Annotated in this window: 21 protein-coding genes; 8 read left to right on the top strand and 13 right to left on the bottom strand. The window is 66.0% G+C overall.

Annotated elements, in window-relative coordinates:
* Positions 1-178 precede the first annotated feature (178 nt).
* Positions 179-1987: an FAD-dependent oxidoreductase gene (locus tag ACQP2D_RS26230; protein ID WP_433678570.1), complete on the bottom strand. Its 1809-nt coding sequence runs from the start codon at positions 1985-1987 to the stop codon at positions 179-181.
* Between the two features lie 77 nt (positions 1988-2064).
* Here ACQP2D_RS26230 and ACQP2D_RS26225 point away from each other — a divergent pair, with 77 nt between their 5' ends.
* The 5 genes from ACQP2D_RS26225 to ACQP2D_RS26205 all read left to right on the top strand — a co-directional run bounded on the left by ACQP2D_RS26225 (position 2065) and on the right by ACQP2D_RS26205 (position 7616).
* Positions 2065-2724 (top strand): TetR/AcrR family transcriptional regulator, encoded by a 660-nt coding sequence (locus tag ACQP2D_RS26225; protein ID WP_433678569.1) that lies wholly within the window; start codon positions 2065-2067, stop codon positions 2722-2724.
* Between the two features lie 115 nt (positions 2725-2839).
* Positions 2840-4192, top strand: coding sequence for a polysaccharide pyruvyl transferase family protein (locus ACQP2D_RS26220; RefSeq protein WP_433678568.1), 1353 nt, complete (start codon positions 2840-2842; stop codon positions 4190-4192).
* Complete coding sequence (locus ACQP2D_RS26215; protein ID WP_433678567.1) at positions 4189-5034, top strand: glycosyltransferase family 2 protein; 846 nt, start codon at positions 4189-4191, stop codon at positions 5032-5034. The genes ACQP2D_RS26220 and ACQP2D_RS26215 overlap by 4 nt, the downstream gene beginning before the upstream one ends.
* Before the next feature lie 142 nt (positions 5035-5176).
* Positions 5177-6412: a tryptophan synthase subunit beta gene (gene trpB / locus ACQP2D_RS26210; protein ID WP_433678566.1), complete on the top strand. Its 1236-nt coding sequence runs from the start codon at positions 5177-5179 to the stop codon at positions 6410-6412.
* 40 nt (positions 6413-6452) lie between these two features.
* Positions 6453-7616: a hypothetical protein gene (locus ACQP2D_RS26205; protein ID WP_433678565.1), complete on the top strand. Its 1164-nt coding sequence runs from the start codon at positions 6453-6455 to the stop codon at positions 7614-7616.
* A gap of 54 nt (positions 7617-7670) precedes the next feature.
* Here ACQP2D_RS26205 and ACQP2D_RS26200 read toward each other — a convergent pair whose 3' ends face one another.
* Together ACQP2D_RS26200 and ACQP2D_RS26195 are read right to left on the bottom strand one after the other, a co-directional pair.
* On the bottom strand, positions 7671-8306 hold the full coding sequence (locus tag ACQP2D_RS26200) for an MspA family porin (RefSeq protein WP_433678564.1): 636 nt from the start codon (positions 8304-8306) through the stop codon (positions 7671-7673).
* Positions 8307-8408: 102 nt separating this feature from the next.
* Positions 8409-9518, bottom strand: coding sequence for a class I SAM-dependent methyltransferase (locus ACQP2D_RS26195; RefSeq protein WP_433678563.1), 1110 nt, complete (start codon positions 9516-9518; stop codon positions 8409-8411).
* A gap of 14 nt (positions 9519-9532) precedes the next feature.
* Between ACQP2D_RS26195 and rfbC the strand changes: the two genes are divergently transcribed.
* Positions 9533-10108: a dTDP-4-dehydrorhamnose 3,5-epimerase gene (rfbC, locus tag ACQP2D_RS26190; protein ID WP_433678562.1), complete on the top strand. Its 576-nt coding sequence runs from the start codon at positions 9533-9535 to the stop codon at positions 10106-10108.
* Here the strand turns inward: rfbC and ACQP2D_RS26185 are convergent.
* Genes ACQP2D_RS26185 through ACQP2D_RS26170 form a run of 4 tightly spaced genes read right to left on the bottom strand, consistent with a single transcriptional unit; the run spans position 10071 to position 13829 of the window.
* The gene (locus tag ACQP2D_RS26185) at positions 10071-11120 is read right to left on the bottom strand and encodes an NAD-dependent epimerase/dehydratase family protein (RefSeq protein ID WP_433685768.1); all 1050 of its coding nucleotides are present in this window, start codon (positions 11118-11120) and stop codon (positions 10071-10073) included. The genes rfbC and ACQP2D_RS26185 overlap by 38 nt on opposite strands.
* A gap of 17 nt (positions 11121-11137) precedes the next feature.
* Complete coding sequence (locus ACQP2D_RS26180) at positions 11138-11788, bottom strand: PIG-L deacetylase family protein (protein ID WP_433678561.1); 651 nt, start codon at positions 11786-11788, stop codon at positions 11138-11140.
* Positions 11785-12564, bottom strand: coding sequence for a glucose-1-phosphate cytidylyltransferase (locus ACQP2D_RS26175; RefSeq protein WP_433678560.1), 780 nt, complete (start codon positions 12562-12564; stop codon positions 11785-11787). Before ACQP2D_RS26175 ends, ACQP2D_RS26180 begins: the two co-directional genes overlap by 4 nt.
* Entirely contained in the window at positions 12561-13829 is a 1269-nt protein-coding gene (locus tag ACQP2D_RS26170) for a class I SAM-dependent methyltransferase (protein WP_433678559.1), read from the bottom strand. The genes ACQP2D_RS26175 and ACQP2D_RS26170 overlap by 4 nt, the downstream gene beginning before the upstream one ends.
* A gap of 487 nt (positions 13830-14316) precedes the next feature.
* On the opposite strand from ACQP2D_RS26170, the gene ACQP2D_RS26165 reads away from it, so the two are divergent.
* Entirely contained in the window at positions 14317-15831 is a 1515-nt protein-coding gene (locus ACQP2D_RS26165; RefSeq protein ID WP_433678558.1) for a sugar transferase, read from the top strand.
* 34 nt (positions 15832-15865) lie between these two features.
* On the opposite strand, the gene ACQP2D_RS26160 is transcribed toward ACQP2D_RS26165, so the two are convergent.
* Both ACQP2D_RS26160 and ACQP2D_RS26155 read right to left on the bottom strand, forming a co-directional pair.
* Positions 15866-16528 carry a heme oxygenase (biliverdin-producing) gene (locus ACQP2D_RS26160; RefSeq protein ID WP_433678557.1) on the bottom strand — a complete coding sequence of 221 codons (663 nt, stop codon included), beginning with the start codon at positions 16526-16528 and terminating at the stop codon, positions 15866-15868.
* Between the two features lie 66 nt (positions 16529-16594).
* Complete coding sequence (locus ACQP2D_RS26155) at positions 16595-18061, bottom strand: threonine/serine ThrE exporter family protein (protein WP_433685767.1); 1467 nt, start codon at positions 18059-18061, stop codon at positions 16595-16597.
* A 274-nt stretch (positions 18062-18335) separates the two neighbouring features.
* Here ACQP2D_RS26155 and ACQP2D_RS26150 point away from each other — a divergent pair, with 274 nt between their 5' ends.
* Positions 18336-19190, top strand: coding sequence for a TIGR03619 family F420-dependent LLM class oxidoreductase (locus ACQP2D_RS26150; RefSeq protein ID WP_433678556.1), 855 nt, complete (start codon positions 18336-18338; stop codon positions 19188-19190).
* Positions 19191-19244: 54 nt separating this feature from the next.
* Here ACQP2D_RS26150 and ACQP2D_RS26145 read toward each other — a convergent pair whose 3' ends face one another.
* The 4 genes from ACQP2D_RS26145 to ACQP2D_RS26130 all read right to left on the bottom strand — a co-directional run bounded on the left by ACQP2D_RS26145 (position 19245) and on the right by ACQP2D_RS26130 (position 24545).
* A complete protein-coding gene (locus ACQP2D_RS26145; RefSeq protein WP_433678555.1) occupies positions 19245-21161 on the bottom strand; it encodes a vWA domain-containing protein in 1917 nt (638 codons plus the stop codon).
* A 182-nt stretch (positions 21162-21343) separates the two neighbouring features.
* On the bottom strand, positions 21344-22981 hold the full coding sequence (locus ACQP2D_RS26140; protein ID WP_433678554.1) for an ABC transporter permease: 1638 nt from the start codon (positions 22979-22981) through the stop codon (positions 21344-21346).
* Complete coding sequence (locus tag ACQP2D_RS26135; RefSeq protein WP_433678553.1) at positions 22978-23910, bottom strand: ABC transporter ATP-binding protein; 933 nt, start codon at positions 23908-23910, stop codon at positions 22978-22980. The genes ACQP2D_RS26140 and ACQP2D_RS26135 overlap by 4 nt, the downstream gene beginning before the upstream one ends.
* The gene (locus tag ACQP2D_RS26130; protein ID WP_433678552.1) at positions 23910-24545 is read right to left on the bottom strand and encodes a TetR family transcriptional regulator; all 636 of its coding nucleotides are present in this window, start codon (positions 24543-24545) and stop codon (positions 23910-23912) included. The genes ACQP2D_RS26135 and ACQP2D_RS26130 overlap by 1 nt, the downstream gene beginning before the upstream one ends.
* Positions 24546-24640: the final 95 nt, after the last annotated feature.

Genomic DNA, 24640 nt, shown 5'->3' with positions numbered 1-24640 from the left:
GTCATCGCGGCCCCCTACTCCTGGCGATGATGGGGCGAGTCCGCCACCTGAACTCGCTTCCCGCGCAATAGTGTAGGCGCTTCGGGTGCGCTGAGTCGGTCGACGAGATCAACTTTGATCAGGGCGAATGACCAGTTTGCCGGCGGTCGGCCGACACTTGGACCATCGCCGGCGGTCGCTAGCCGAGATCGAACAGATTCGGTTGCCCGGCCCGGTAGCGCGCGGCATCCAGTTGCCGGAACGGTTCGAAGGCCGGAATCGAATCGCGGGTGAATAGCTCGGCGCGGGTAGCGCCGGAGCCGGATGCGTCCAGCAGTGCGTTCACCGCGGTGCGGCCCGCCTCGTTCGCGCCCTCCATGGTGGCGAGATCGAAATTGGTCCGAACGTAGTCGGCGGCGAGGAAGAGATTCGGAATCCGCGTCTGCGCGGTCGGTCGATCGGCCCAGGACCCGATCGTATTCACCAGCAGCGGTTCATCATTGACATTCCGGCCGTCAACCCACGTGATGCCGGGATCGAGCATCCACTCGCGAACGATGCCCTCCGGCAGCTGAATTCTGCCGTCATCGTTGAGTGCCGCGGTCATCTGGGCCCAGGTCTCCTGGTAGATCTCCGCCCGGGTGCACTCTTTGGCCGTCTTGCCGAACAGGATGCCCGGAGTGTCCCAGTCGGCGATATCGATGGTGAGACCGTCGACGATCGATCCGTCGCCGTATTTCGCGGCGTAGTCGACATTCCAGAACGCGCGCTGGGTATAGGAGGTCAGCCGCCACGGTGCGTCGAGGTAGATGTTGTAGCCCTTGCCGAGGTCCAGCTTTTCGGTGACGAACATCTGGATGCCGTTCATCCAGTCGACGGTGAGCGCGTCCATGCGGCCGAGTCCCGGATCCAAGGCGCGGATCTCCGGTGACCAGAGCCGCCGCGCCCGATCGGTGGGTACCGCGCACACATACCAATCCGCGTCGAACAGCTCCGTCGCACCATTCGGGCGGCGGATGCGCGCGCCGCCGATGCGACCGCCGGTCACCACGAATTCCTCGAGTGCGTGTCCGGGCCGGAATTGCACACCGAGGCTTTCCAATAGCGCGATCCACGGATCGAGCCAGGCCTCATTGGTCGGGCCGTTGAGCACCTCGTAGACCTTCGGGCCGCCGGTCAGTTCCTGCAGCAGTGCGATGAAGAAGCCCTCCATCATGTTGCCCATGGTCCTGGTGCTGGCCACGTACTCCTTGGCGGCCACCAGCGCGCGCGTCAGACCGGTGGCGGCCAACGCTTGGAACTGCGCGGATCGCTGTGCCGCGCCCACATAGTCCCACCAGCTGACGTGCTCCCACTGGCCGAAGCGGCGCTCCTCACTCGAGGTCAGATAGGTGACGACGCGTCCGGCCATATATATAGCCTCGGGCAGCGGAACGAGGTTGTTCTTCATGAACACCTCGACCAGGATGCGCTGCAATCCCTCCGGCGTGAGCGCCTGCGCGGGATCGAAGTAGAACCCGAACATGAGCGGGAAACCATCGGGCAGATCGCCCGAGCGCGGATAGCGGGGATCGCTCACCGAGAATGGAATCAGGTTGTCGTACACCGATTTCCGGGTTTCCGGCAGCGGAATGCGGCGCATCGTATCGTGCACGTGGTGATAGAACGAGGTGAACCCGCGCGCGCCGTGTTCGCCCGGTAGTGGCGCCCGGCCGCCGACGCCGGTGCCGGGCAGCGGGATCGTGCGGGATTTGCCGCCGAGTTCCTTGCGATCGAAGACGGTCACCGCGAATCCGCGCTCGGCCAGTTCGTGGGCCGCGGTCAGACCGCCGATGCCAGCGCCGAGCACCGCGACGGTATTGCGCGCCGGGCCGTTTCGGCGGCGTGGTGCGGACAGCGCCGTGGCGTTCGCGGTCGATGCCGCCCATCCCGCGGTGCCCGCCACCATGGCCGCGCCGCGCAACAGTGTGCGCCTGCTGACTTGGTTGTCCCGATCTCGAGTTGTCACTGCGCATCCCCTAAATCTGACGATCCTGATCGTCATATTTAGCAGATCGCCGGTTCCGCATGGGAGACAATGCGAAGATGACGATGCAGCGACGCCCGGTGCGGACCTACGGCGGTGTGGGTGCGGAGGATCGAGTCGCGGCGCGGCGCGGCAAACTCCTCGAAGCCGGACTGGAGCTGTTCGGCACGCGCGGGTACGCGGCGACGGGCGTGAAGGATCTGTGCCGCGCGGCCGGGTTGACCGACCGGTACTTCTACGAATCGTTCGCAGGAAATAGGGAACTGTTCGCCGCGGTCTTCGACCAGGTCATCGACGAGTTGTTCGCGGCGGTGGCCGCCGCGGTCGAGGCCACACAGGCACGCGGCACCCGCAAGCTGCGCGCCGGTATCGGCACCTATCTCAGTGCGCTGGCGCAGGATCCACGCAAGCTGCGCATCGTCTTCGTCGAACCGGCCGCGGCCGGGGCCGAACCTCGGATGCGAGAAGCGCTGTGGCGCTTCGCCCGTTTGGTCGCGGCCACGGCCACCCAGGCGCGTCCGGATGATCGGCCGCCCGCGGAGATCATCGATATCTTCGCGCTGTCGGTGGTGGGCATGCTGGAGCGGGTGATCGTCGAGAAACAGGGCGGTCGTCTCGACGTGCCGATCGACGATCTCATCGACTATTGCGCCGACTTCGCCGGGGCATCTTTGCGTGCGGTCTATAACGGCCAGATAGCCAAGCGCCCAACGGATTAGCGAAGTGGCCGACATCCCTCGGGTGCGGTAGATTTCACATCGAGTTCGTGCCCGGCACGGACCGACCCGCGGGGGACTAGCGGGAGGGACTAGGACAGTGGGGACCACGGGGTCTGTGGCTGAGCGCGTTGATATCGCCGAGCGCGAGATACGGGTACTGATCGAGAACGGCGAGTACTGGCTACGCAATCGCGGCGATATCGCGATGATGGTCGTCACCGTCGAGCGCATCCGCGAGCGTTGGCCGCGGGCGCGCATCGGCGTGCTGACCCATCAGCCGGGCGTATTGCGGGCCTCCGTGCCGGAGGCCGAGCCGATCTGCGGGCCCGAATGGAGCTGGGGTTCCGAGGGCTGGCAGGGATTGCTGAACCGAACGGCCGGAACGAAATTGGTCGGCCCCGCGGCGCTCTGGTGGCGGGCGACCACCGACGGCCCCAAGGACCGACTGCGGGCGATTCGCACCCGTGGTCGCAGCGAGACCGCGGCACCGGAGGAACACGCGGTGGCACCGGAACTCGAATTTCCGGTGGAGATTCCGGCGGCGGTCGAACAGGCGTCGCTGGTGCTCGCGAACGGCGGCGGCTATATGACCGATGTCGACCGCTACCAGGCCCATCGCACTCTGAATCTGCTGGAATACGCATCCGCGCTCGGCATTCCGACGGCGCTGATCGGGCAGGGGATGGGACCGATACGCGACCCATATTTGGTACAGAGAGCTACCGAGGTACTGCCGAAGGTCGACGTCGTGGCCTTGCGCGAGGGGCGGCGCGGCCCGGAACTGCTCGGCACATTCGGCGTCGCGTCGGACCGGGTGCTGGTCACCGGCGATGACGCGGTCGAATTCGCCTATCGCAGCCGTGATGCCAGGATCGGCGCCGATATCGGAGTATGTCTGCGCGTCGCGGAGTACGCGCAGGTCAGCCTGGAGGCACAGGGGATTGTCGGGCAGGTGGTGCGCACCCGGGCAGCAGAATTGGCTGCCGGACTGGTGCCGCTGATCATCTCCGAATACGCCTCCGAGGATCGGCTCTCGACGCTGCCGCTGCTGGTTGGCGCGGCCAAGCCGCTGCCACCGGTCGGTCGCGGCGGCACCCCCGCTGATGTGGCCCGGCAGGTCGGGCAGTGCCGGGTGCTGGTGACCAGCGCCTATCATCTGGCGGTCTTCGCGCTGTCGCAGGGCATTCCGGCCGTCGGCATCACGGCCTCGGAGTACTACGACGATAAATTCCACGGGCTGGCGCAGATGTTCGGGACCGGTCTGCGGGTAGTGCACCTGAATGATCCCAAACTGGAACAAGAACTGACCATGGCGCTGGACGAGCTGTGGGACGATGCACCTGCGCTCCGGGATCCGCTGCAACAGCGGGCCGTCGACCAGATCGACGCGGGCCGGAGCGGACTGGAACGAGTCTTCGGATTGGTGGAAAACGGACCGGTTCGGCCGGTGCAACGATCAGGGGGATGATTGTCGTGACGACGCTGTCGGTGTGTGTGCCCGCCTACAACTCCGGCCGGACGCTCGCCACCACCCTGCGTTCGATCCTCGACCAGGACGCGGAATTCGAACTGGTCGTCCTGGACAATGCGAGCACCGACTGCACCGCGGAGGTCGCGAAGTCCTTCGACGATCCACGAATCCGGTTATTGCGCAATGACACCGTGCTGAATATCGGTGACAACTGGGATAAGGCGATCCGCGCCTGCACCGGCGAACTGGTCAAGGTCGTCTGCGCCGACGATGTGCTGCGCCCGGATGCGCTCACCACGCAGCTCGCGGTGATGGCGGAAGCATCGATCGCCATCTGCTCCAGTCGCTTCGAGGTGATCGATGAGGACGGGGCGGTGCTGGAGACCGGGCTCGGCTTGGCCGGTCTGCTCGGCAGGCAGACCCCGCGCACATTGGCACGGACCATCGTCCGCCGCGGCCCCGCGGATTTCGGCCCGACCGCCGCGGCGATGTTCTACCGCGAGCACTACGACCGTGTCGGCGGGTTGCGCGGTGATCTGGTGTTCCCCATGGACGTCGATTTGTTCGCGCGGGTCTCGTCCTTCGGCGTCTTCTTCGGCATGACCGATATCCTGGCCGCTTGGCGCAATTCATCTTTCAACCTGTGCAGCCAAACCTCCACGGTCAGCAAGCTGACCGATATGTACCGCTTCCATCACCGCATCGCCAATGACTACCCGGATCTGGTCCACCGTGGCGACGTGCTGGCCGGTGACGCCCGGCTGGCGAAGGCGGCACTGCACCGCCTGCGGGTCCGCACGGTGGCCACCGTCCGCAAGCGCCCGGATCTGCTGGTCTGATATCGAACTTCGCGTTGCGGCGCGGTGTATGACGTATCCACTACCTAAAGAAACCGTTAACTAATCCGTTGCGGGTGCGCGCGATCCGGCGAGACGAAGTAGAACAAGGGGGCGGGTCTCGCGGTAGGAAGCGTTGGTGTGGATGGTTATTGATCATGTATCGCATGACACCCTGCTATCGGGCCGACTTCCGGACGGGCGGGGGCGTTTCGGTGAATTCGGCGGCAGGTATGTTCCCGAAGGCCTGATGGTCGCGCTGTTGGAGCTGGAAGAGGCGTATGCGCTCGCGCGCGCCGATGCCGGATTCCGCACTGAGCTCGACGAATTGCTGCGCACCCGGGTGGGTCGTCCGACGCTGTTGCACCAGGTACCGCGTTTCGCGCGAGTGCTGGCGGTGCCCGGGGTGCGGGTGTATCTGAAGCGCGAGGATATGACGCATACCGGTGCGCACAAGATCAACAACGCGCTGGGACAGGGTTTGCTGGCCAAGCGGATGGGTAAGACGCGGATCATCGCCGAGACCGGTGCCGGTCAGCACGGTGTGGCGGTCGCGACGGTGTGCGCGATGCTCGGCCTGACGTGCGTCATCTATATGGGCGCCCACGATATGCGGCGACAGGCCTCCAATGTCATGCGAATGACCCTGCTCGGCGCCGAAGTACGTCCGGTGGAGACGGGCAGTCGCAGGCTCAAGGAAGCGATCAGCGAATCGGTGCGCGACTGGGTTTCGAACCTCGGCACCACCCACTACCTGTTCGGCACCTCGGCCGGACCCGCGCCCTACCCGATGATCGTGCGCGATCTGCAAACGGTGATCGGCAAGGAAACCAGGACCCAGATCCTGAAATCCGAAGGCCGGCTACCGGATTACCTGGTGGCCTGTGTCGGCGGCGGCAGCAATGCCATCGGCCTGTTCCATCCCTTCATCGACGATCCGGCGGTCCGCTTGATCGGTGTCGAGGCCGCGGGCCTCGGTGTCGAAACGGGTCAGCATGCCGCCACGCTCAGTATGGGCAGTCCGGGCGAAATGGACGGCGCCTACAGCTATCTCCTCCAGGACGACGACGGCCAGGTCACGCCGACGCACAGCATCGCGGCGGGCCTGGACTATCCCGGCGTCGGCCCCGAACTCAGCTACCTCAAGCACACCGGTCGCGTCGCCTACCGCGCGGCCACTGATGCCGTGGCCCTGCGCGGCCTGCACGCCCTTACCCGCACCGAAGGCATCATTCCCGCCCTCGAATCCGCCCATGCCGTCGGCCATCTGCTCGAATTGGCCGAACTCGGCGACCTTCCGGCCGACTCGATCGTTGTGCTCGGCCTGTCCGGGCGTGGCGACAAGGATCTCGCCATCGCAGCGGAACGGTTGGCCGGATAGGCGGGTTCGCAGATCGGCCGCCGCATGCCAGGATGGCCGAATGACCAACGGGGTGAGCCGCATTGCCGAGCATACGGTCGAGCTGATGATGGATTATGGCCAGTTCTACCTGAACGGCGGCTTCGGAGATCCGGATTCCGAACTGGCCCTGCTCGAACAGGCGCAAGCCGCGCAACCGTGCGCGGGAGACGGCGCCATGCTGGTGATATTGAGCCCGCATCAGAACAATTTCGAGATGTCCATCGCGGTGCAGGTGTGGACCGGCAGGCCGCCGCATGATCGCGACCAGTGGCAGCAGGTATGTGAAGTTCGGCTGCGAGTGGATTCCGATGGGGCATCGAGTATCTCGTCACCGACCGATGGTTGGGCGGACTGTCCGGTTCCGCCGGGGGACTATCTGATCGAGGTCAGTGGTCGCGGATTCGTGAATTACGGATGGCCGGGTTCGACCACGCCCGGCGATATCTGGCGGATTCGGTTGTGGCCCGATGACGGTGGCGACCTCCTGCCGCACCAACAGTGGGATATGCCCGGGTATGGCGTTCCCGAAAATGTGCCGATACCCGAGCGAACCGATACCGAGGAGGACCCGGAGTCGCAGTGGGTCGCCGTCATGGATTCCGAAGGCACGCGATATCTGACCGTCGGCGAGCTGGCGGCGGAGCGAGTGGCGGCCGAGCGCGCGCAATGGGGTGGTGATCCGATACCGGAACTGCGCGAATACTTTTCGGCCCCGGAGCTGGCCGGTTTCGATCGCCCGCTGGTCGAGGCGATCGCCGCGATGGACGAACCGACCCTGCGGCGGCTGGCTCATCGGTGTGCGGTCAAGGCCTGCGAACTGGCCGAGATCGCCGAAAGACCCTGGGTGGCACCGGCATTGGTCGCACTGCGGGAAGGATGGTCGCTCCCCGCGCCGTTCGATGACATGCCGACCGCATTCGACCGACTGCAGGAGGAGGAGTTCGGCGCGGCCGAGGACGAACCGCGCCAGCTCGTCGCGACGATCGGCCCGTCAACGCGGTCGGCGTCGAATCCCTTCGACAACGGGCCCATACATCGCCCCTTCTTCGCGCTCGGCGCCATTGAGCACGCGACCGATCCCGACCCCTTGGCCGCGGCGATAGAAACACTGCACACCGCCGCGGTTACCTTCGGTGCCGATGCCCGCGTACTGTTCGCCGAGATCGGCGACGAGTTCTGCTGATCGGAGCGTTGTGGTAACCGAAGTTCGGGCACCACAACGCTTTTCGCCGCTCGATCAGATCGTCCAGAGCCTGCCGTAGGTGTAGACCGCATCACCGTTGGCGCTGACCACCCGAACGAACGGGCGAATCGTGGTCTGCCCGACGACACCGGTGACGGTGCCGTGGAAGCCCGACATCCGAATGAAGCCCTCCGCGCCGAAGACGTCACCGCCCGTGCACTCGAAGGTCTGGATGCCCGGACCGAAGCCGACCTCGAGTTCGACCCCCGCGCGCGGGATCAGCCCGCCGAGCTTGAGGACCGCGCCGTCGGCGCCACCGAGATCGACGCCGACATCCGGTGTGTACCACTGGAATCTGAGCCGCCCGTTCAGCGTGGCCGGGTATCCGACCTGATAGCCGATGGTGATGTGGCCGGACCAGTCCTGGGCGTTCGGCCCGGTGACGTGGTAGGCGGCCTCGCCGTTGTGGAACCACTCGCGGGTCAGCGGGTTGCCGTCCAGCGGTGGCACGAAATCGATCCGGGTATCGGATTGGATCGCTTCGACCGTGCGATCCTGCCGATCGACTATCTGACTGCTGCTGTCGATCGCCGCGGATGCGGCACCGGTGGTAAAAGTCAGCCCCGATGCCATTACCGAGGCCAAAACGAACGCGCGCAGACTCCGACTACGGAGTGTGTTCTCCCTCATCAGGTATTTCCCCTTGTGTTCCCCAATAACAGATGTCTTGACAGCAAAACGCGCGGCGCCGACGACGAACCGCACTGCGGCGCAGCGAACTCACGGCATATGTCACCGCCCTTCCGAGGGGCCGGCCGGGTCATCGACGATCCAGCGGCCGTCGAGTTCGGGAAACCTGGCACGGACCTCCGGGAGCAGATCGCGCAAGGTCAGCAGCACGAAATCCGGTTGGGCGGAGACGAGTTCGGCGGGCGAGATGATCGGTATATCGGTGCCGGGCATCCGGCGGCCCTGTTTCGCGGGTGAGGCATCGGCGACCGCGGCGACGAGCCCACGGTGCACACCGGCGAGGCTGAACAGCGCGACCGCGCGAGAGGCCGCGCCATAGGCGTAGACCCGCCGGTGGCGCGCCGCCATCGCGTCGAGCCAGCGTCGCAACAGCCGAGCGTGCCGGTCGGTCGTCTGCTGTAGGTCCTGTAGTGCAGCGAGGTCGGTGTGCTCGGACTCCGTGGCGCTGATGGCGCGCACAGCTGCATCCGGTTCCACCGCGCCGTGCACCGCACCGATGAGTACGGTGCCGCCGTACAGATCGAACCGCCACGCCGTCGCCACACTCATTCCCGCCGCCTCGAGCAGCCGCCGCGACGACTTCAGCGAGTAGTACGCGAAGTGCCCGTGCCGCAACGCATTCCACTGACCGGCCGCGACAATGGTGGCCAGCGAGTGGTATTGGAGCAGCAGCACACCGCTCCGCGCGGTGGCGGCGGCCCGTTGCGCGAAGGCGGCCCGCTGATCGGGTTCGTGCATGATGCCGAAGCAGTCCAGCACCACATCGGCGACCCCGTCGATGCCTGCGAACCCACGCTCGGCGAGTAATGGCAGCCAGGTCCCACCGTGCGGACTGCCGAATTCGCGCACGGTGCGCCCGCGCAACAATCCGGCCCGCGCGACCCGCGCGACGGCATCGGCGGCCTGATCGCGCAGCGCCTGCGGTTCGATACCGCGCGGCTCCTCGGTGCGGGTGTCGTCCTCGGCCAATTGCGCGAGCCCGCAGTCACGGCACATATCCATGCGCAGCGGATGCGCGGTCTCCGCGACGTCGATCGCACTTCCGGCGAGCGGAAAGTGGTCGGCGGCGGGGACCTTGCCGAGATCGAGCACCGGGGTGAGTTGGGTACCGCGGCAGCCGCGGCAACCGCGACCCATGACCGTGTCGTTCATGTCACGATGGCCTGGTGCGCATCGAACAGACCGATCTCGCCGATGTCCTGGTGCTGGTGCCCGAACCCTTCCGGGACGAGCGCGGCCTGTTCACCCGCACCTTCGACGCCACCGAATTCGACGCCCACCTCGGCGCACCCGGAACTGCCGCCGCGTTCGTACAGGATTCGCAATCCCGTTCGGCGCGCGGGGTGATCCGCGGCATGCACGGGCGGTCCGGGCGGGGTGAGGCGAAGCTGGTGCGCTGCGCGCACGGCGCGGTGCACGACGTCCTCGTCGATATCCGGCCCACCTCGCCGACCTTCGGACACCAGCAGGCATTTCGGCTCGACGACACCGAGTTCCGGCACCTGTACGTGCCGCCGGGCTTCCTGCACGGCTTCCAGGCGCTGACCGCCACCGCCGACGTCTGCTACCGCATCGATCGCCCGCACGATCCGGCCGAGGATATCGGCGTCGCCTACGACGATCCGGATCTGGCCATCGCATGGCCGCTGTCGGCTACCGTCGTCTCCGCCCGCGACCGGGCCGCGGGCAGCTGGCGGCAGTTGCTCACGAAGGTGCGGGCAGCTCGGCCGCCGGGGCGCTGATCCGGCGCATCGACGCGTCGAGTACTCCGGTCTGTCGCAGTTTCTCGAGATGCGGCAACCGGGTGTACCGGTGGAAGAAGTCGTCACTGGTCAGTCCCCTGGCGGTGTATTCGCGACACAGCTGCTCGGCCCCGGCGGCCACCGTCCACGTCGCGTGGTAGCCGAGAGCCGAACGGGCAGCGGAGAAATCGACGCGGTAGGACCTCGGGTCCGCGCCGCTCTCGCCGGTGATGGACAGCCGCGAGCCCGGCACCGCGTCCACCACGGCCTTGGCGATATCGGCGACGGTGAGGTTGTTCGCCTCGGTGCCGATATTGAACGCCCGACAGTTGATCGCTGCCACCGGCGCGGTCAGACAGGCCACGAAGGCGTCGGCGATATCGGCGGCATGCACCAGCGGCCGCCACGGTGTCCCGTCGGAGAGCACCTTGACCTCGCCGGTGAGCACCGCGTACCCGACCAGATTATTGAGCACGATATCCGCGCGCAGCCGCGGCGAGAAGCCGAATGCCGTTGCGTTGCGCAGGAATACAGGTGTGAAGTCGTCATCGGCGAGTGCCGTGACATCGTCCTCGACGCGCACCTTGCTCTCGGCATAGGGCGTGATCGGGCGCAGCGGGGCGTCCTCGGTGACGAGTTCGTCACCCGCTGCGCCGTACACCGAACAGGTCGAGGCGTACAGAAACCGCCGCACCCCGGCGTCCTTCGCCAGCCGAGCGAGCCGCACCGACGCGTGATGATTGATGGCATAGGTGATTTCGGGATCGAGTGCGCCGAGCGGATCATTGGACAGCGCCGCGAGGTGGATCACCGCGTCGAATCCGGTGAGCTGCTCGACGGTCACATCACGTAGATCGACCGCGAGCCCGGGTGGATCACCCGGCAGTCGACCGAGAACGCAGTCGGCGAAGAATCCCGCATCGAGTCCGACCACGTCATGTCCCGCGGCGCGTAGCACCGGAGCCATGACCGTGCCGAGATAACCCTGATGTCCGGTGAGCAGAACGCGCATGCCCGTGTCTCCAGTTTTCATGACAGCTCGAAACCGACGACAACTTTGTCGACAATGAATGCTTCGGCATGCTGAGCCCGGCATTGCACCCCACGCAGCCGGGACAGACCGGTGAACGACTGCCCGTCGAACCAGTCCCGCCCCACTTGTGAAGGGTAGTGCTTCTGCAGCAGCCGCGCCTTTTCCTCGGCGAATTCCGTTGATATCGGAACGAATACGGTCGGGTGTGGCGTATCGGTCTCCCATTTGAGGATCTCGTAGCCGAGCGTCAGATGGTCGCGAAATTCGGTGGGCACGAGTTCGGCGAGGAGCCGATGATCCTGGTGCGCGTCACCGCGCTGCGGTGCGAAGACCAGATCCGGCTCGGTGCCGGCGCGAAAGGTGGCCAGCGCCTGTTTGATCCGATCCCAGTGTGCCGGCGCGCGACCATCGGGTAGGTCGAGCACCGTCACTTCGAGTTCGGCGCCGGGGCAGAAGGCGGCCAGTGCGGCGCGTTCCTCGTCCTCGCGCACCGTGCCCGCGCCGGAGAGCACCAGCGCGCGCACCCGAAGTCCGCGGTGCCGGTGCGCCAGCGTGAGCAGTGTCGCGCCCATTCCGATCGCGATATCGTCGCAGTGCGCGCCGAGTACCGCGATCTCGTGAAATGGCCCGGTGGTCAGGGCGATCATGCGAACTGTTTCTCCCAGAGCATCCACGGCCGGATGCCGGACCGGTACGCGGCGTCGAGTTCGGCGCGTTCCTTGAAGGTGTCGGCGGGCTTCCAGAAGCCGAGATGCTGATAGCCGTAGAGCCGTCCCTGCCCGGCCAGCCTGCCGCAGGCGTCGGCCACCAGATCACCGCCGGGCGGCAGCAGATCGAGCACCTCATGGCTGAGCACGAAGTATCCGCCGTTCTCCCACAGCGGCATCGACGACACCGGGCGGATCTCCTTGACCTCGCCATTGGGCTTGATATCGACGCAGTGGAACGACTGCTGCGGCGGCACCACCATCATCGAGGCGGCCGCGCCGGAGGCGGTGAAGCGCTCGATCATCTCGTCCAGCGGTGCGTCGGTGAGCACGTCGGCGTAGTTGGCCAGGAAGGTCTGCTCGCCCTCGAGATACGGGCGCACCCGGCGCAGCCGCTCGCCGATGGCAGAGTCCAGGCCGGTGTCGACAAAGGTGATCGACCAGTCGCTGATATCGGTGCGCAGCAGCTCCACCGAGCCGTCGCGGATGACGAAGTCGTTGGAGACCGACTCCTGGTAGGTCAGGAAGAAGTCTTTGATGTGCTCGGCGCCGTAGCCGAGGCACAGGATGAAATCCTTGTGGCCGAAGTGCGCGTAGTAGCGCATCACATGCCAGAGCAGCGGCCGCGGACCGACCAGCTGCATGGGTTTCGGGAGCATGTCGGAGCCGTCGCGCATGCGCATCCCATAGCCGCCGCAGAACAGCACAACCTTCATCGTGCGTGCCTTCCCCTCGTATCAGCGTTATTCGATTCCCCGAGCACCGCGCTGTGCAGAGTTGGTAGTGGATAGACCAGTTCGCCGCCCCACTCGGCGATATGGCGCAGTTGTGCGGAGATCTCGGCTTCGAGGTTCCACGGCAGGACCAGCACCACATCGGGTCGATCGAGATCGATGCGTGCGGTCGGGTAGATCGGGATCCGGGTGCCCGGGGTGAATCGCCCGTGCTTATAAGGATTTCGGTCGACCGTATAGCTCAGCAGGTCAGGACGGATCCCGCAATAGTTGAGCAGTGTGTTGCCCTTGCCGGGCGCGCCGTAGCCGACCACCCGCTTGCCCTGCGCCTGTGCGTCGAGCAGGAAGCGCAGCAGTTCCTGACGCACCTGCCGCGCGCTGGACTCCAGCTGCCGGTAGCCCTCGACCCGGTGCAGGCCCGCGACCTGCTCGCGCCGCAGCACCTCGTGCACCCGGGGGCTCGGCGCGTCCGCGACCGCCTCCGGGCGGGCCCACAGGCGGATCGAACCGCCGTGCGTAGCAAGCAGTTCGACATCCACAACGGCCAATCCGGCCGTTGCCAGGGCACGCTGGGCCGAGAGCACCGTGTAGTACTGGAAGTGTTCGTGGTAGATGGTGTCGAACTGGGCCAGTTCCATCAGGTTCAGCGCGTGGTGCACCTCGATCGAGAGCCAGCCGTCATCGGCCATCAGCTCGCGCAGTGCGCGGGTGAAGCCGCGCAGGTCGGGGACGTGCGCGTAGACATTGTTGGCGACCACCAGATTCGCGGGCCCGTGCTGGCCGCGGATCCGCTTGGCGAACTCCTCGTCGAGGAACGCCGTTTCGGTCGGCACGCCGATCTTGCGCGCGGCCGCGCCGACATTCACCGAGGGCTCGATGCCGAGGCACGGTATGCCCGCGGCGACGACGTGGCGCAGCAGGTAGCCGTCATTGCTCGCGACCTCGACCACGAACGAGTCGGGTTGCAGGCTCAGCCTTTCGACGGCCTCGGAAACGAAAACTTCCGCATGCCTGACCCAGCTATCGGAATATGATGCGAAATATGCGTATTCGGTAAAGGTTTCCTCTGGTGTGATCAATGCGGGGATCTGCAACAGCAGGCAGTCATCGCAAAGCCTCAGATGGAGGGGATACGTCGGCTCCGGAAGATCGAGTTCGTCCGCCGCGAGAAACTTCTCACACGGCGGTGTGGCCCCGAGGTCGAGCACGCTCGAAAGACGCTCGGATTCACAAAGTCGACAACGCATCCTGGCCCCTGCCTCCTGCCGCGTGGGTCGTCCGGCGAATTACCGGCATGCCCAGCACGTCGCTGCGATCAAGTGAGACGTTACAACGAATCGCTTGCGTATTGCCCCCCGAATCGATTGGGGGGTAGCGGTTTCCGGACGATTTTGCAGCCATTCCGAGGGGTAGCATTCAAGTGGCAAACAATTCGGTGGGGGGTGGAGCACCCACCGTCACTTCCGGATGGTCGGGCTGCGGGTGCGCCACCTGCCGACTTTCCGCATGTTGCCTTTCGATTACGGGCCCAAAAAACCGACCGTCCGAATGTTGGCTACTGCGTGGAATACTTTGCGGCCCTTTCGGTTCGGTAGATGAATGGGATTGTGTTCTGTAACAATCGCGTTCTGACCGCCGACTGAAGGAACACCCCGAGCGGTCAGATTGCATCGAGGGGACCGGTCGACGGGGATCGGGGGCAACAAAATACTCCCAGGGGGAGGTGCGTGTTCAATGAGCTTCGAGCTCACCGATGATGACGACCTGGACGTGACGGGTCCGTCCCGAACACTGCCGCGCTCGGAGCGCGAACGCTGGCAGGCAGAGTATGTACGGCGCTTGGCCACAACGGATTTCGCGGTGATCGCCGCATCGGTTGGCCTGGCGCAGCTGATCCGATTCGGCGGCCCCGTCGCGCCGCCGCTGGCATGGCCGATGCCGTACGAGGTCGGCTACACCGTGGTTTCGGCATTGCTCGCGCTCACCTGGCTCGCCTTCCTGGCCGCGTGCAATACCCGATCGCCCCAAGTGGTCGGGAGTGGGACAGAAGAATACCGCCGGTTGGTTTCGGCCACCCTGCGGCTGTTCGGGGCATTGGCGATCATGTCGCTGATATTGCAGATCGAGTTCGCGCGTGGATATCTCGCGATCGCGCTGCCGCTCGGTCTACTCGGATTGATGTCGAGCCGATTGCTGTGGCGGCTGCACACCCGGCAGCGGCGGCTCCGCGACGGTGAGTACCGGACCTCGGTGCTGGTGGTCGGCTGTGCGGAGGCGGCGCAGGCGATGGCGGCCGCGTTCTCCCGCGATCCGGCCTCCGGATATCAGGTTGTCGGGGTGTGTATTCCGGATGGCGGCACCGATACCACCGAATACGCGATCCGGGCGTCGGGAAAATCGTTCTCGGTGGTCGGCGACGATCGCTCGGTACTCGACGCGGTGCGCCGCAGCGGTGCCGACACCGTCGCGGTCACGGCGACCGATCACCTCGGGCCGGTCGAATTGCGTCGAATGGCTTGGGATCTGGACCCGCTCGGTGTCGAGCTGATCGTCGCGCCCGGTGTCGTCGATATCGCGGGCACCCGATTGACGAACCGCCAGGTCGCGGGCATGCCGATGCAGCACATCGCCAAACCGCAGTACGACCGCGCGAAGTCGACCGGTAAGGCGGTATTCGATGTGTGCTTCGCCGGTGGCGTGCTGATCGCCATCCTGCCCGCGTTGCTCGCCATTGCGATCCTGGTCAAGCTGACCAGTCCCGGGCCGGTGTTCTACCGTTCGGAACGAATCGGCCGTGGCGGCAAGCCGTTCCAGATGATCAAGTTCCGCAGCATGTACCTCGACGCGGACCGTCAGGTCGCCGCACTCATCGAATCCCATGGCGGCAATCCGGTGTTCTTCAAGATGAAGGACGATCCGCGAATCACCCCGATCGGCAAGATCATTCGCAAGTTCAGCCTGGACGAGCTGCCGCAGTTCCTGAATGTGCTGCGCGGTGAGATGAGCGTGGTCGGGCCGCGCCCGCAGGTGCAGCGCGAGGTCGACACCTATGACGGCGATATGCGGCGCAGGCTGCTGGTGAAGCCGGGCGTCACCGGTCTGTGGCAGGTGAGCGGACGATCCAACCTGTCGCTGGAGGATTCGGTGCGCCTGGACCTGTCCTATGTCGAAAACTGGTCCATGATCCTGGATCTGCTGTTGATCGCCAAGACCATCGGCGCCGTCGCGCGCGGCGAGGGGGCCTACTGATCACGGAATCGACCGGGGCGAGCGCGGTATCCGCTCAGGAGGGGCGGCGGGCCGGGAATTCGGCGGCGAGTTCGGCGAAGACCGCGGTATTGAGTGCGAAGGCCTGCTGTCCCTCGTCGAGTACCCGACGGCGCTCGAGATCGTCGAGCGGCAGTTGGTCGAGCAGTGCGCGGTATTCGCGTTTGAAGGCGGCCGGATTGCCGACGCCGTCGAAGACGTAGAAGCGGACGCCGTCGCCGCGATGCGGCAGGTTCCAGAGCTTTTCGGCGGTGCCGCGGATGACCTGGCCGCCGGAGAGATCGCCCAGGTACCGGGTGTAGTGATGGGCGATATATCCCGCGGGCCAGTCACGGGCGCATTCGTCGATGCGCTCGGCGTAGGCGGCGGTCGCGGGCAGTGCTTCGAGCGCGTCGCGCCAGTGCGGGCCGATGAGGTGGGCGAGGTCGCGCTCGAGCTCCGCGGTCCTGGCCAGTTCCGGCCGAATGAACGGAGCCGCGACCGGGTCATCGGCGAGGGTCTTCCAGCGGCCCTCGAGTGCGCGGTAGATGAACCAGAGCTGGGTGGTGTAGCGATGGTAGGAGTCGATGCCGAGCGAGCCGCCGAGCATGTCACTGATGAACGAGGAGTTCTCGGCCTCGTCATGCTGCTGTGCGGTGGCGGTGCGGATCGCCGCGGAGAACGGGACGGTGTCCGACATTCCTGAACCACCTCACTATCGCCAAGTGCTTCGGGCACCCTTACCAGCCGGTACAACCATACCGGCTCACCACTTGTCCGTCGCTCGAGATCGAGTGGTGTCCCGACGTGCGGGATGGCGCGGTGGGCGACGTCGGCGCACGATGACCGGCCTGCGGATCGAGCCGAAGCGGCTGAGGATCGGCGGCCTGCGCACGGACCGGTCGATCCATTCGCCGAGGGTTACCCCCGCGGCGAGCGCGCAGCCGACGCCGACCGCGGCGAGCACCTGATTGGCTCCGATCAGCAATTCGTCATTGAGCAGTGCGTAGAGCCCGCGATACACCTTCAGACCCGGTAGCAGCGGGGTAATGCCCGCGACCGCGACGACCAGCGGAGGCGTCAGCGACCGGCGTGCCATCAGACCACCGGCCAGGCCGACCAGTGTCGCGGCGACCGCCGACGCGATCACCGGGCCGAAGCCGAGATGCTGCACCAGCAGAAAGCAGATCGTGCCCGCCGCGCCACCGAACGCGGCGGCGGCCAGTGCCCGGCGCTCGGCATAGCAGGCGAGTGCGAAGGCCAGCGCGGCCACCGCACCTGCGGCGATCTTGATCGGCAGATCGGTGATATCGCGGCCGGAGGTGAGATAGACCGGTGGCACCGTGGCACCGGCGAACTCACCGACCCGCAGTGCCAGCGCGATGCCCGCGATGATGCCGCCGGTCATCATCAGCACCTCGAGCATGCGCGCGGTCGCGGTGATCGGTGCCCCGGTTATCGCGTCCTGCACCGCACCGACCAGTTGCAAACCACTGAGCAGCACGGTGATTCCGGCGGCGATGATCAGCGTCGGGTCGACATCGATATCGATGGTCGCCGCGAGCGTCGCCAAGAGCAGCGCCGGTGTCGCCGCGATCGCGCCGCCCACCACATGCTGGAAGAAGAACGGCAGACCGTAGCGGTTCAGGACGCGATTGGCGCGATCGATCGCCAGCGTGGTGCCGAAGCTGACCGCGGCGGCGAGCCAGCCGCCGCCGAGCAGCGCCGCGATCGATGCGGCCAGCAGTGACCAGCCGAAGGTGGCGATCCACCGGTGGTAGGGATGCGGCGCCGAGGTGATCGCGTCGAGCTGTGTCCGAGCCACGTCCGGTGGTACGACCTCATTGCGGATGCGGCGGGTGAGCCGGTCGACCGCGGCGAGGCGGGTGAAGTCCAGGGACCGATACTTCACCACGCGCATGGTGCTGGCCGGTGGCAGCTGCGGGCCGCGGTCGGCCCAGATCCTTATCGCGTCGTAGGTGACATCGATATCGCAGCGGGACAGGCCATAGGTGGCGGCGATGAAGCGCACCTGGGTGGTCGTATCGATGACACCGGTACCCGAGGCGAGCACGACCTCACCGACGCGCACTGCCAGGTCGAGGACCTCCGCGACCCGGGCGTCGTCGGTGAGATCGATCGGCTGCAGCGGCGTCGGCGCGGCCACGATGGTGTCCGCGGTCGCCGGACGGTCGGCGACCAGCAGGTCGACCGCCTGTTTGACGACCGGGATGCGGGGCGCTCGGAAGAAACGTAGTCGGGGCCGCTTGCCCAGGGGGTCTTCCGGGGTTGCGGCGTCGTCTCCTCCTGAGAATGTTTCCGGACCCATGTGGGCGACCGTAGTCATCCGGTGCCGGTGTCGCATCTGCGGTGGTCGCGCCGCACGTCGATGGCTAGACGGTTGTCCGGACACTTGGTCGGATCTAGCAAAAGTGGTAGAACTTGTTCTAATTTGCTGATACATCGAGCGGCCGGGCAGCAGTCGCGAGCGAATGGGAGCGGGTACGGTGCGGTACGGAATTGTGTTGTTCACCAGTGACCGGGGCATAACGCCCGCCGATGCGGCCGCGGCCGCCGAGCAGGCCGGATTCGACGCGTTCTACGTGCCCGAACACACCCACATCCCGGTGGTCAGGGCGGCCGCGCATCCGCGCACCGGGGATGCGAGCCTGCCCGACGACCGCTATCTGCGCACGCTGGACCCTTGGGTCGCGCTGGCCACCGCCGCGGCCGTCACCAGTCGGATCACGCTGTCCACCGCGGTCGCACTGCCCGCCGAACACCATCCGATCACCCTCGCCAAAACCCTCGCCTCACTGGACCATCTGTCCGGCGGCCGGGTCAGCCTCGGCGTCGGATTCGGTTGGAACACCGACGAAATGGCCCATCACGGGGTCCCGGCGAACAAGCGCAGGACGGTGCTGCGGGAACACCTCGATGCCATGCGCGCGCTCTGGTCCGATGAGGAGGCCAGCTTCGCGGGTCAGTTCGTGAACTTCGGACCGAGCTGGTCCTGGCCCAAGCCGATGCAGAAACGGATTCCGGTGATCCTCGGCGCGGCCGGGACCGAGCAGTCGTTCACCTGGCTGGCCAAGAACGCCGACGGCTGGCTCACCACCCCCACCGAGGACGGACTCGGTGAGAAGATCGAACTGCTGCACCGGGTTTGGCGCGAGCACGAACGCGAGGGCGCTCCCGAGATCATCGCACTGGCCGGACGCCACGATGCCGCGCAGCTCGCGCAATGGGCCGAATTGGGCGTTACCGAGGCGGTCTTCGGGCTGCCGGATCGTGATGCCGATGATGTCCGCGCGTATTTGACTCGCCTGGCTGGGAAGCTGGGTATCGCAGCGGCAGGTTGAGCGCTCGGTCGCAAGCCCGCTGACATCGCGGTATCAGCGGGCTTTCGCACGGCACTAACCGAGTCGCCGCCGTGCGACGACGAATCCGATCATCGCGCCGACCGCGCCGATGACCACGACGCCGATCAGGGCGATCACGATCTTTCCGGTCGACGAACTCGATTCGGAAGCAGTCGATTCCGCTGCCACGGCCGTGGTGCCGCTGCTCGTCGGCGTCTTCGTGCCGGTGGAATTCTCGCCGAAGACACCACCGCCGACGGTGGTCTCGTACCTCGGGCCGCCCTCCCGGGTGTCGGTGACGGTGAGATCCAACTGCACCGGCACCGGACGGGCTTCGCCGTGTTCGAAGCTGGCGCCGAGCTTGACGGCGATGTAGTACCAGCCCGCCACGGCCTGTCTGCGCGGTGGCAACTGGTCGGCCTTGCGGTTGCTGTAGCGAATCGGCACGGTGGCCATTGCCTTGTTCGTCGGCAGCACACCGTCGGTGCCGGTGTAGGCCGAGAAGTCCGAATCGATCTCCTCGCGGATGGGGCTGTAGAGGGTGGTGCGGATATTGGACAGACTATCGAGTCCACGACCGCCATTGGCCCCGAAGTGAACCCGATACGCCAGGCCCTGACCCCAGTCGAGTCTGACTCGATAGAACACGAATTCGCCTTGTCGGAGCGTATCCGTGTAGCGACCGCTGCCGCGCAGCGTGCTGGCCACGGTGAAGGACGAGCCGCCGGATACGGGTGTGCCGCTGCCGCTCGGTTCGACGAAAGTCGTCGGCGGTGCGATCGCGACCGGACCGGCGTCGGTCACCGCGGGTTCGATGCCGACCAGCAATTCGATCGGAAGTCGTTCCGGCACACCGGCGGAGACCTTGTCCCAGTTCAGTTGGAAGTAGTAGCGTCCGCCGCCCTTGCACTTATCGGAGTTGTCGCCGCCGGTGCGTTCCTTGGTCGCGCCGTCGAAGGCCTTGGCCACCGTGAGTGCGACCCCGTCACTGGATTTGGTCGAGATCGCCGATTCGAAGACATTGCAGTCCTCGCCGTCGGCTCCGTAGACGCGCAATTGCAGTGAGTTGATGTCCTCGGTCGAGGAGATATCGGGCAGTCTCGGGAAGGACAGCGTGCCGCTGAAATACGCGGTCGCGCCCGCCGGGACATCCACTGCCCAGTAACGCTTTTCCTTCTGACCGACGGTGTCCAGATACTGACCCGGCGTTACGACCGGCGCCGCCGCGTAGGTCGCGGTACCGGTGATCGGGGTGCCGACCGCCCGGTAGTTGCGCAGCGCCGCCGACGATATCCGCGGCAGGGTCCGTTCGAGGGCGGGGCCGTCGGCGGCGTCGCTGTAGGTGCCGCCGGTGGCCTGGGCCATGCAGGTGAGTTGGGCGCGGGCCTTGGCGTCGACCGCGAAACCGATGGCGTGCACCACGAGGTCGAGGCCCTGCTGCTTCAATTCCCCTGCTACCGCACAGGGATCGGGCGGCGAGCAGGTGTCGTCGCCGTCGGAGACCAGCACGATGGCGCGTGGTCCGGATTTCGGCAGGGTTTCGGCCGCGCGTCGCAATGCGGTGCCCATGGGGGTCCAGCCACTGGCCTTGATCCCGTCGACGGCGCTGGTGAGCGCGCCGCGGTCCAGGGTTTCGGGTTTGTGCAGGATCTGGACGTCACGGCAGCCGGATGCCTTTTCCGCCTCGCTGTTTCCGGTTCCGGTGCCGTAAACGGTCAGTCCCACTTCGGCCTCGGCCGGTGCTGTGCTGACGAATGAACGGACGGCATTCTTGGCGGCGTCCATCATGGTGCCCGCCGGATCCGGTCGCTGCATGGAGCCGGAGGCATCCAGGATCAGCATGGTCGGCGCATACTGCGGTGATTGCGGACTCTGCTGTGCCTGCGCGGGTAACGCGGCTACGGAGAGTCCGAGCAACGCTGCTGCGGTCGCTGCGGCCAGTCGGATAACGCGGTGAGAAAATCTCGACATTGACTCATCTGCTTGTTTCGCTTTGATAAGCAGCAGAGGTTACCCATCGAATGCCGGTGTTCCCATTGCTGAAAACGCCCATCGACGTGACCGATCGTCCGAACCGGCGGGTCACGCGACAGCGGGAATAACAGCCCCGTCACGAGCTGAAACTCGTGACGGGGCAATGGTTTTATCGATGGTCAGCGCAGGTCGCGGCGGCGGAAGGCCGCGATCCCGACTCCGAGTAGCACGACCGCGATGCCGAGTAGCCACAGGATCGGCGTGGCTTGGAAGGACGATCCGGGAAGCTTCGGCGGATGCACGAAGGGGACCAGGTCGCGGATCCACTGCGGCAGTCCGTCGAGGGAGCCGATGACGAAGATGGTGATCATCGCGCTGAGTACGCCCCAGGCGACCGGGGTGTAGCGGGGCGCGACACCGTAGATCGTCACGGCAATGCCCGTGAGCACCCACACGGCGGGCACTTGTACCGCTGCCGCGCCCAGGCAGTCACCGAGCTTGCCCGCGAGATCGTCGTCCGATATCCCGTAGATGATGCCGACCGCCGCGCCGGCTACGAGCAGCAGTACCACCGGGCCGACCAGTGCGATGCCGATGTGGCTGAGCGCGTAGCGCACTCGGCTCACCGATCCGGCCAGGGTGGCCTCGGCGCGCTGGCTCGACTCCTCGTCATGCAATCGCAGCACGGCCGAGATGGAGTAGGCCGATGCCGCGATGGCCAACATGCTCAGGGCAAAGGTGATGAAGGAATTCTGCAGCACATCCGTGCCGCCCATCCGGTTGATCACATCGCGGATCTGCTTGCTGTTGTCGAGCATGTCGCCGACGCTGTTGATGGCGCCGCCCATCAGCGATCCGTAGAGCAGGAAGCCGATGGACCAGGCCAGCAGCGAGCCGCGCTGCAGCCGCCACGCCAGCCCCGAGGGACCGGAGAGCATGGGTGCCGCGACCGGCGCGCCGGGCCGCTCGGCGAGCAGGCCCGAGCCCGTATCACGTTGCCGCAGAAGCATATACGCCGCCACGGTGGTCACGATGCCGACAGTGAGCAGCGGGATCAGTATCCACCAGCGCTCATCCGCATACGGCCGCATATTGATGCACCAGCCGAGCGGCGAAAACCACGACAGCACACCATTTCCCGCATCGCCGACCGCGCGCACGGCGAAGGCCGTGCCGAGCGCGCCGAACGCCACCCCGCGCGCGACCCGCGCACCCACGCTCACCTGTGCCGCGATGGCCGCGACCCCGGCCCAGGCCAGACCGGAACCGCCGAGCGTCGCACCGTAGGCCAGCGAACCGGCGGCGGGCAGGTCACTGCTGTAGAGCGCGAGGGCGCTCGAGATGGCGACGACCAGACAGCCGGTCGCCGTCATGATCATGGCGGCGGTCAACCCCGCGTAGCGGCCGATGCTGGTGGCGCCGACCAACTCCGCGCGACCGGTCTCCTCCTCGACCCGGGTGTGCCGGATGACGGTGAGGATCGTCGCGATCGCGATCATCGCGTAGAACGGCCCGGCCTTCCACAGTCCTACCGAGCCGAGGTCGGTGCTGAAGACCGGCCCGTACATGGCAACGAGCGCCGGGCTTTCCATGACCGACTTCGCCGCATGATCGAGGTCGGCCTGCGTGGTGTAGACGGCCTTGGCGCTGCCGACATAGAAGGCGGGCAGCAGTCCGAAGGCGAATACCCACAGCGGCAATACGATTCGGTCGCGCCGCAGGAACAGTCGCAGCATTCGGGTGGTACCGGCGAAGTCGGCCGACCCGCGCGCGGCGGGCGCGGTGTAATGCCGGCCGCCCACGGTTGCGGTTGTCATGATCCCACCTTCTCCATCGTCGCGCCCGCCTGCTCGGACGTCGCGCCGTCGACGTGGTAGTGCCGCAGGAACAGCTCCTCCAGCGTCGGCGGCGCACTGGTGAGGCTGCGCACCCCGACATCGCCGAGGATCCGGATCAGCGCACCGAGATGTTCCCCGTCCACTTGGCAGCGCAGCGTCGAACCATCGCGTTCGATGTCCTCGACACCCGGGATACGGCTGAGATCGCCCGGGTCGCCGAGCAATTCGGCGGTGATGGAGGTGCGCGACAGATGCCGCATATCCGATAGCGATCCGCTTTCGACCGTGCGCCCGGCCCGGATGATGGTCACCCGGTCGCACAGCACCTCCACCTCGGAGAGGATATGGCTGGAGAGCAGGACCGTGGTGCCGCGCTGGTTCGCCTCTTCGACGCATTCGCGAAAGACCTGCTCCATCAATGGATCCAGGCCCGAGGTCGGTTCGTCGAGCAGCAGCAGGCGCACGTCGGAGGCGAGCGCGGAGATCAATGCGACCTTCTGCCGGTTGCCTTTCGAGTAGGTGCGCGCCTTCTTGCGCGGATCCAGGTCGAAGCGCTCGATGAGTTCGGTGCGACGCTGCGGGTTGATGTCACCGCGCATCCGGGCGAGCAGGTCGATGGTCTCACCGCCGGACAGCGACGGCCACAGTGTGACATCGCCTGGTACATAAGCGATTTCGCGATGCAATTCGACCGCATCGGTCCACGGGTCGCGCCCGAGCAGCCGGACCTCGCCGGAGCTGGCGCGCAGGATTCCGAGCAGGATACGGATGGTGGTCGACTTCCCCGCGCCGTTCGGGCCGAGGAAGCCATGGATTTCGCCCTCGCGGACCGCGAGATCCAGCCCGTTCAGGGCGGCGAAGTGGCCGAAGTTCTTGTGCAGATCGCGAACTTCGATGATGTCGGACATCAGGTCTCCTTGGTAAGGGTGTCCAAAATCGTTGGGTCGGTCAGGAATCCCTGGGCGTAGAGCTCCGCGGCGGGCAGCATGAACTCCTCGGTCATGGTGCGAACGAGCTTGCGGTAGTCGAGCTTTTCGCCGCGTTGTTGCAGCAGGGTGAAGTACAGGACGGTCGCGCCGACATTGACTGTCGTGAGATATCTGGCTCGCGCGGCCGGATCGCGGCTCGGCTTGATGGTGCCCGCCTCGACGCCTGCCTGGATGTACTCCTCGGCATCCGAGATCATGTGCTCGAGTAGGGATTCGGCCAACGGCCCCCCCGCTTGCAGGCTGCGCACCATATAGGCGACCAGTGGGCCGTATGCCTCGATCTCGGACATCGCGGTGAGCATGCTTTTCGCGACGTTCGTCTCGGTGGCGGTCTTCCACTTCTGGTCCCGGATCAACTCCAGCACCCGCTCGTCGCAGGCGGCCCGCAGGCCGTCCTTGGAGCCGAAGTGATGGTTGACCAGTCCGGGGGAGACACCGGCCGCTGTGGCGATCGCGCGCACTCCGACCTGGAATCCGTTGTCACCGAATACCTCGATCGCGATATCGCGAATGCGTGCGGCGGTGGTGAGATCCGAATTCGGGGTCGGCGTCACGCTGCGCCTCCTAGCTCGGCGGGTCCTTGCGGTACGGCTCTCTGGTTGAACACATGTTTAGTATATTAAACACGTGTTCAATCGCAGGGCAAGGG

Source organism: Nocardia sp. CA-119907, from assembly GCF_050955995.1.
GTDB lineage: Bacteria > Actinomycetota > Actinomycetes > Mycobacteriales > Mycobacteriaceae > Nocardia.
The sequence above is the reverse complement of the archived record's forward strand: the minus strand, read 5'-3'. Positions and strand labels throughout refer to the sequence as shown.

Excerpts from the sequence above, each read along its gene's own strand:
- trpB (WP_433678566.1), top strand. The coding sequence starts at position 5,177 with ATGGTTATTGATCATGTATCGCATGACACCCTGCTATCGGGCCGACTT.
- ACQP2D_RS26205 (WP_433678565.1), top strand. The coding sequence starts at position 6,453 with ATGACCAACGGGGTGAGCCGCATTGCCGAGCATACGGTCGAGCTGATG.
- ACQP2D_RS26185 (WP_433685768.1), bottom strand. The coding sequence starts at position 11,120 with ATGCGCGTTCTGCTCACCGGACATCAGGGTTATCTCGGCACGGTCATG.
- ACQP2D_RS26215 (WP_433678567.1), top strand. The coding sequence starts at position 4,189 with ATGATTGTCGTGACGACGCTGTCGGTGTGTGTGCCCGCCTACAACTCC.
- ACQP2D_RS26165 (WP_433678558.1), top strand. The coding sequence starts at position 14,317 with ATGAGCTTCGAGCTCACCGATGATGACGACCTGGACGTGACGGGTCCG.
- ACQP2D_RS26140 (WP_433678554.1), bottom strand. The coding sequence starts at position 22,981 with ATGACAACCGCAACCGTGGGCGGCCGGCATTACACCGCGCCCGCCGCG.
- ACQP2D_RS26195 (WP_433678563.1), bottom strand. The coding sequence starts at position 9,518 with ATGAACGACACGGTCATGGGTCGCGGTTGCCGCGGCTGCCGCGGTACC.
- ACQP2D_RS26200 (WP_433678564.1), bottom strand. The coding sequence starts at position 8,306 with ATGAGGGAGAACACACTCCGTAGTCGGAGTCTGCGCGCGTTCGTTTTG.
- ACQP2D_RS26175 (WP_433678560.1), bottom strand. The coding sequence starts at position 12,564 with ATGAAGGTTGTGCTGTTCTGCGGCGGCTATGGGATGCGCATGCGCGAC.
- ACQP2D_RS26135 (WP_433678553.1), bottom strand. The coding sequence starts at position 23,910 with ATGTCCGACATCATCGAAGTTCGCGATCTGCACAAGAACTTCGGCCAC.
- ACQP2D_RS26160 (WP_433678557.1), bottom strand. The coding sequence starts at position 16,528 with ATGTCGGACACCGTCCCGTTCTCCGCGGCGATCCGCACCGCCACCGCA.
- ACQP2D_RS26225 (WP_433678569.1), top strand. The coding sequence starts at position 2,065 with ATGACGATGCAGCGACGCCCGGTGCGGACCTACGGCGGTGTGGGTGCG.
- ACQP2D_RS26170 (WP_433678559.1), bottom strand. The coding sequence starts at position 13,829 with ATGCGTTGTCGACTTTGTGAATCCGAGCGTCTTTCGAGCGTGCTCGAC.
- ACQP2D_RS26145 (WP_433678555.1), bottom strand. The coding sequence starts at position 21,161 with ATGTCGAGATTTTCTCACCGCGTTATCCGACTGGCCGCAGCGACCGCA.
- ACQP2D_RS26180 (WP_433678561.1), bottom strand. The coding sequence starts at position 11,788 with ATGATCGCCCTGACCACCGGGCCATTTCACGAGATCGCGGTACTCGGC.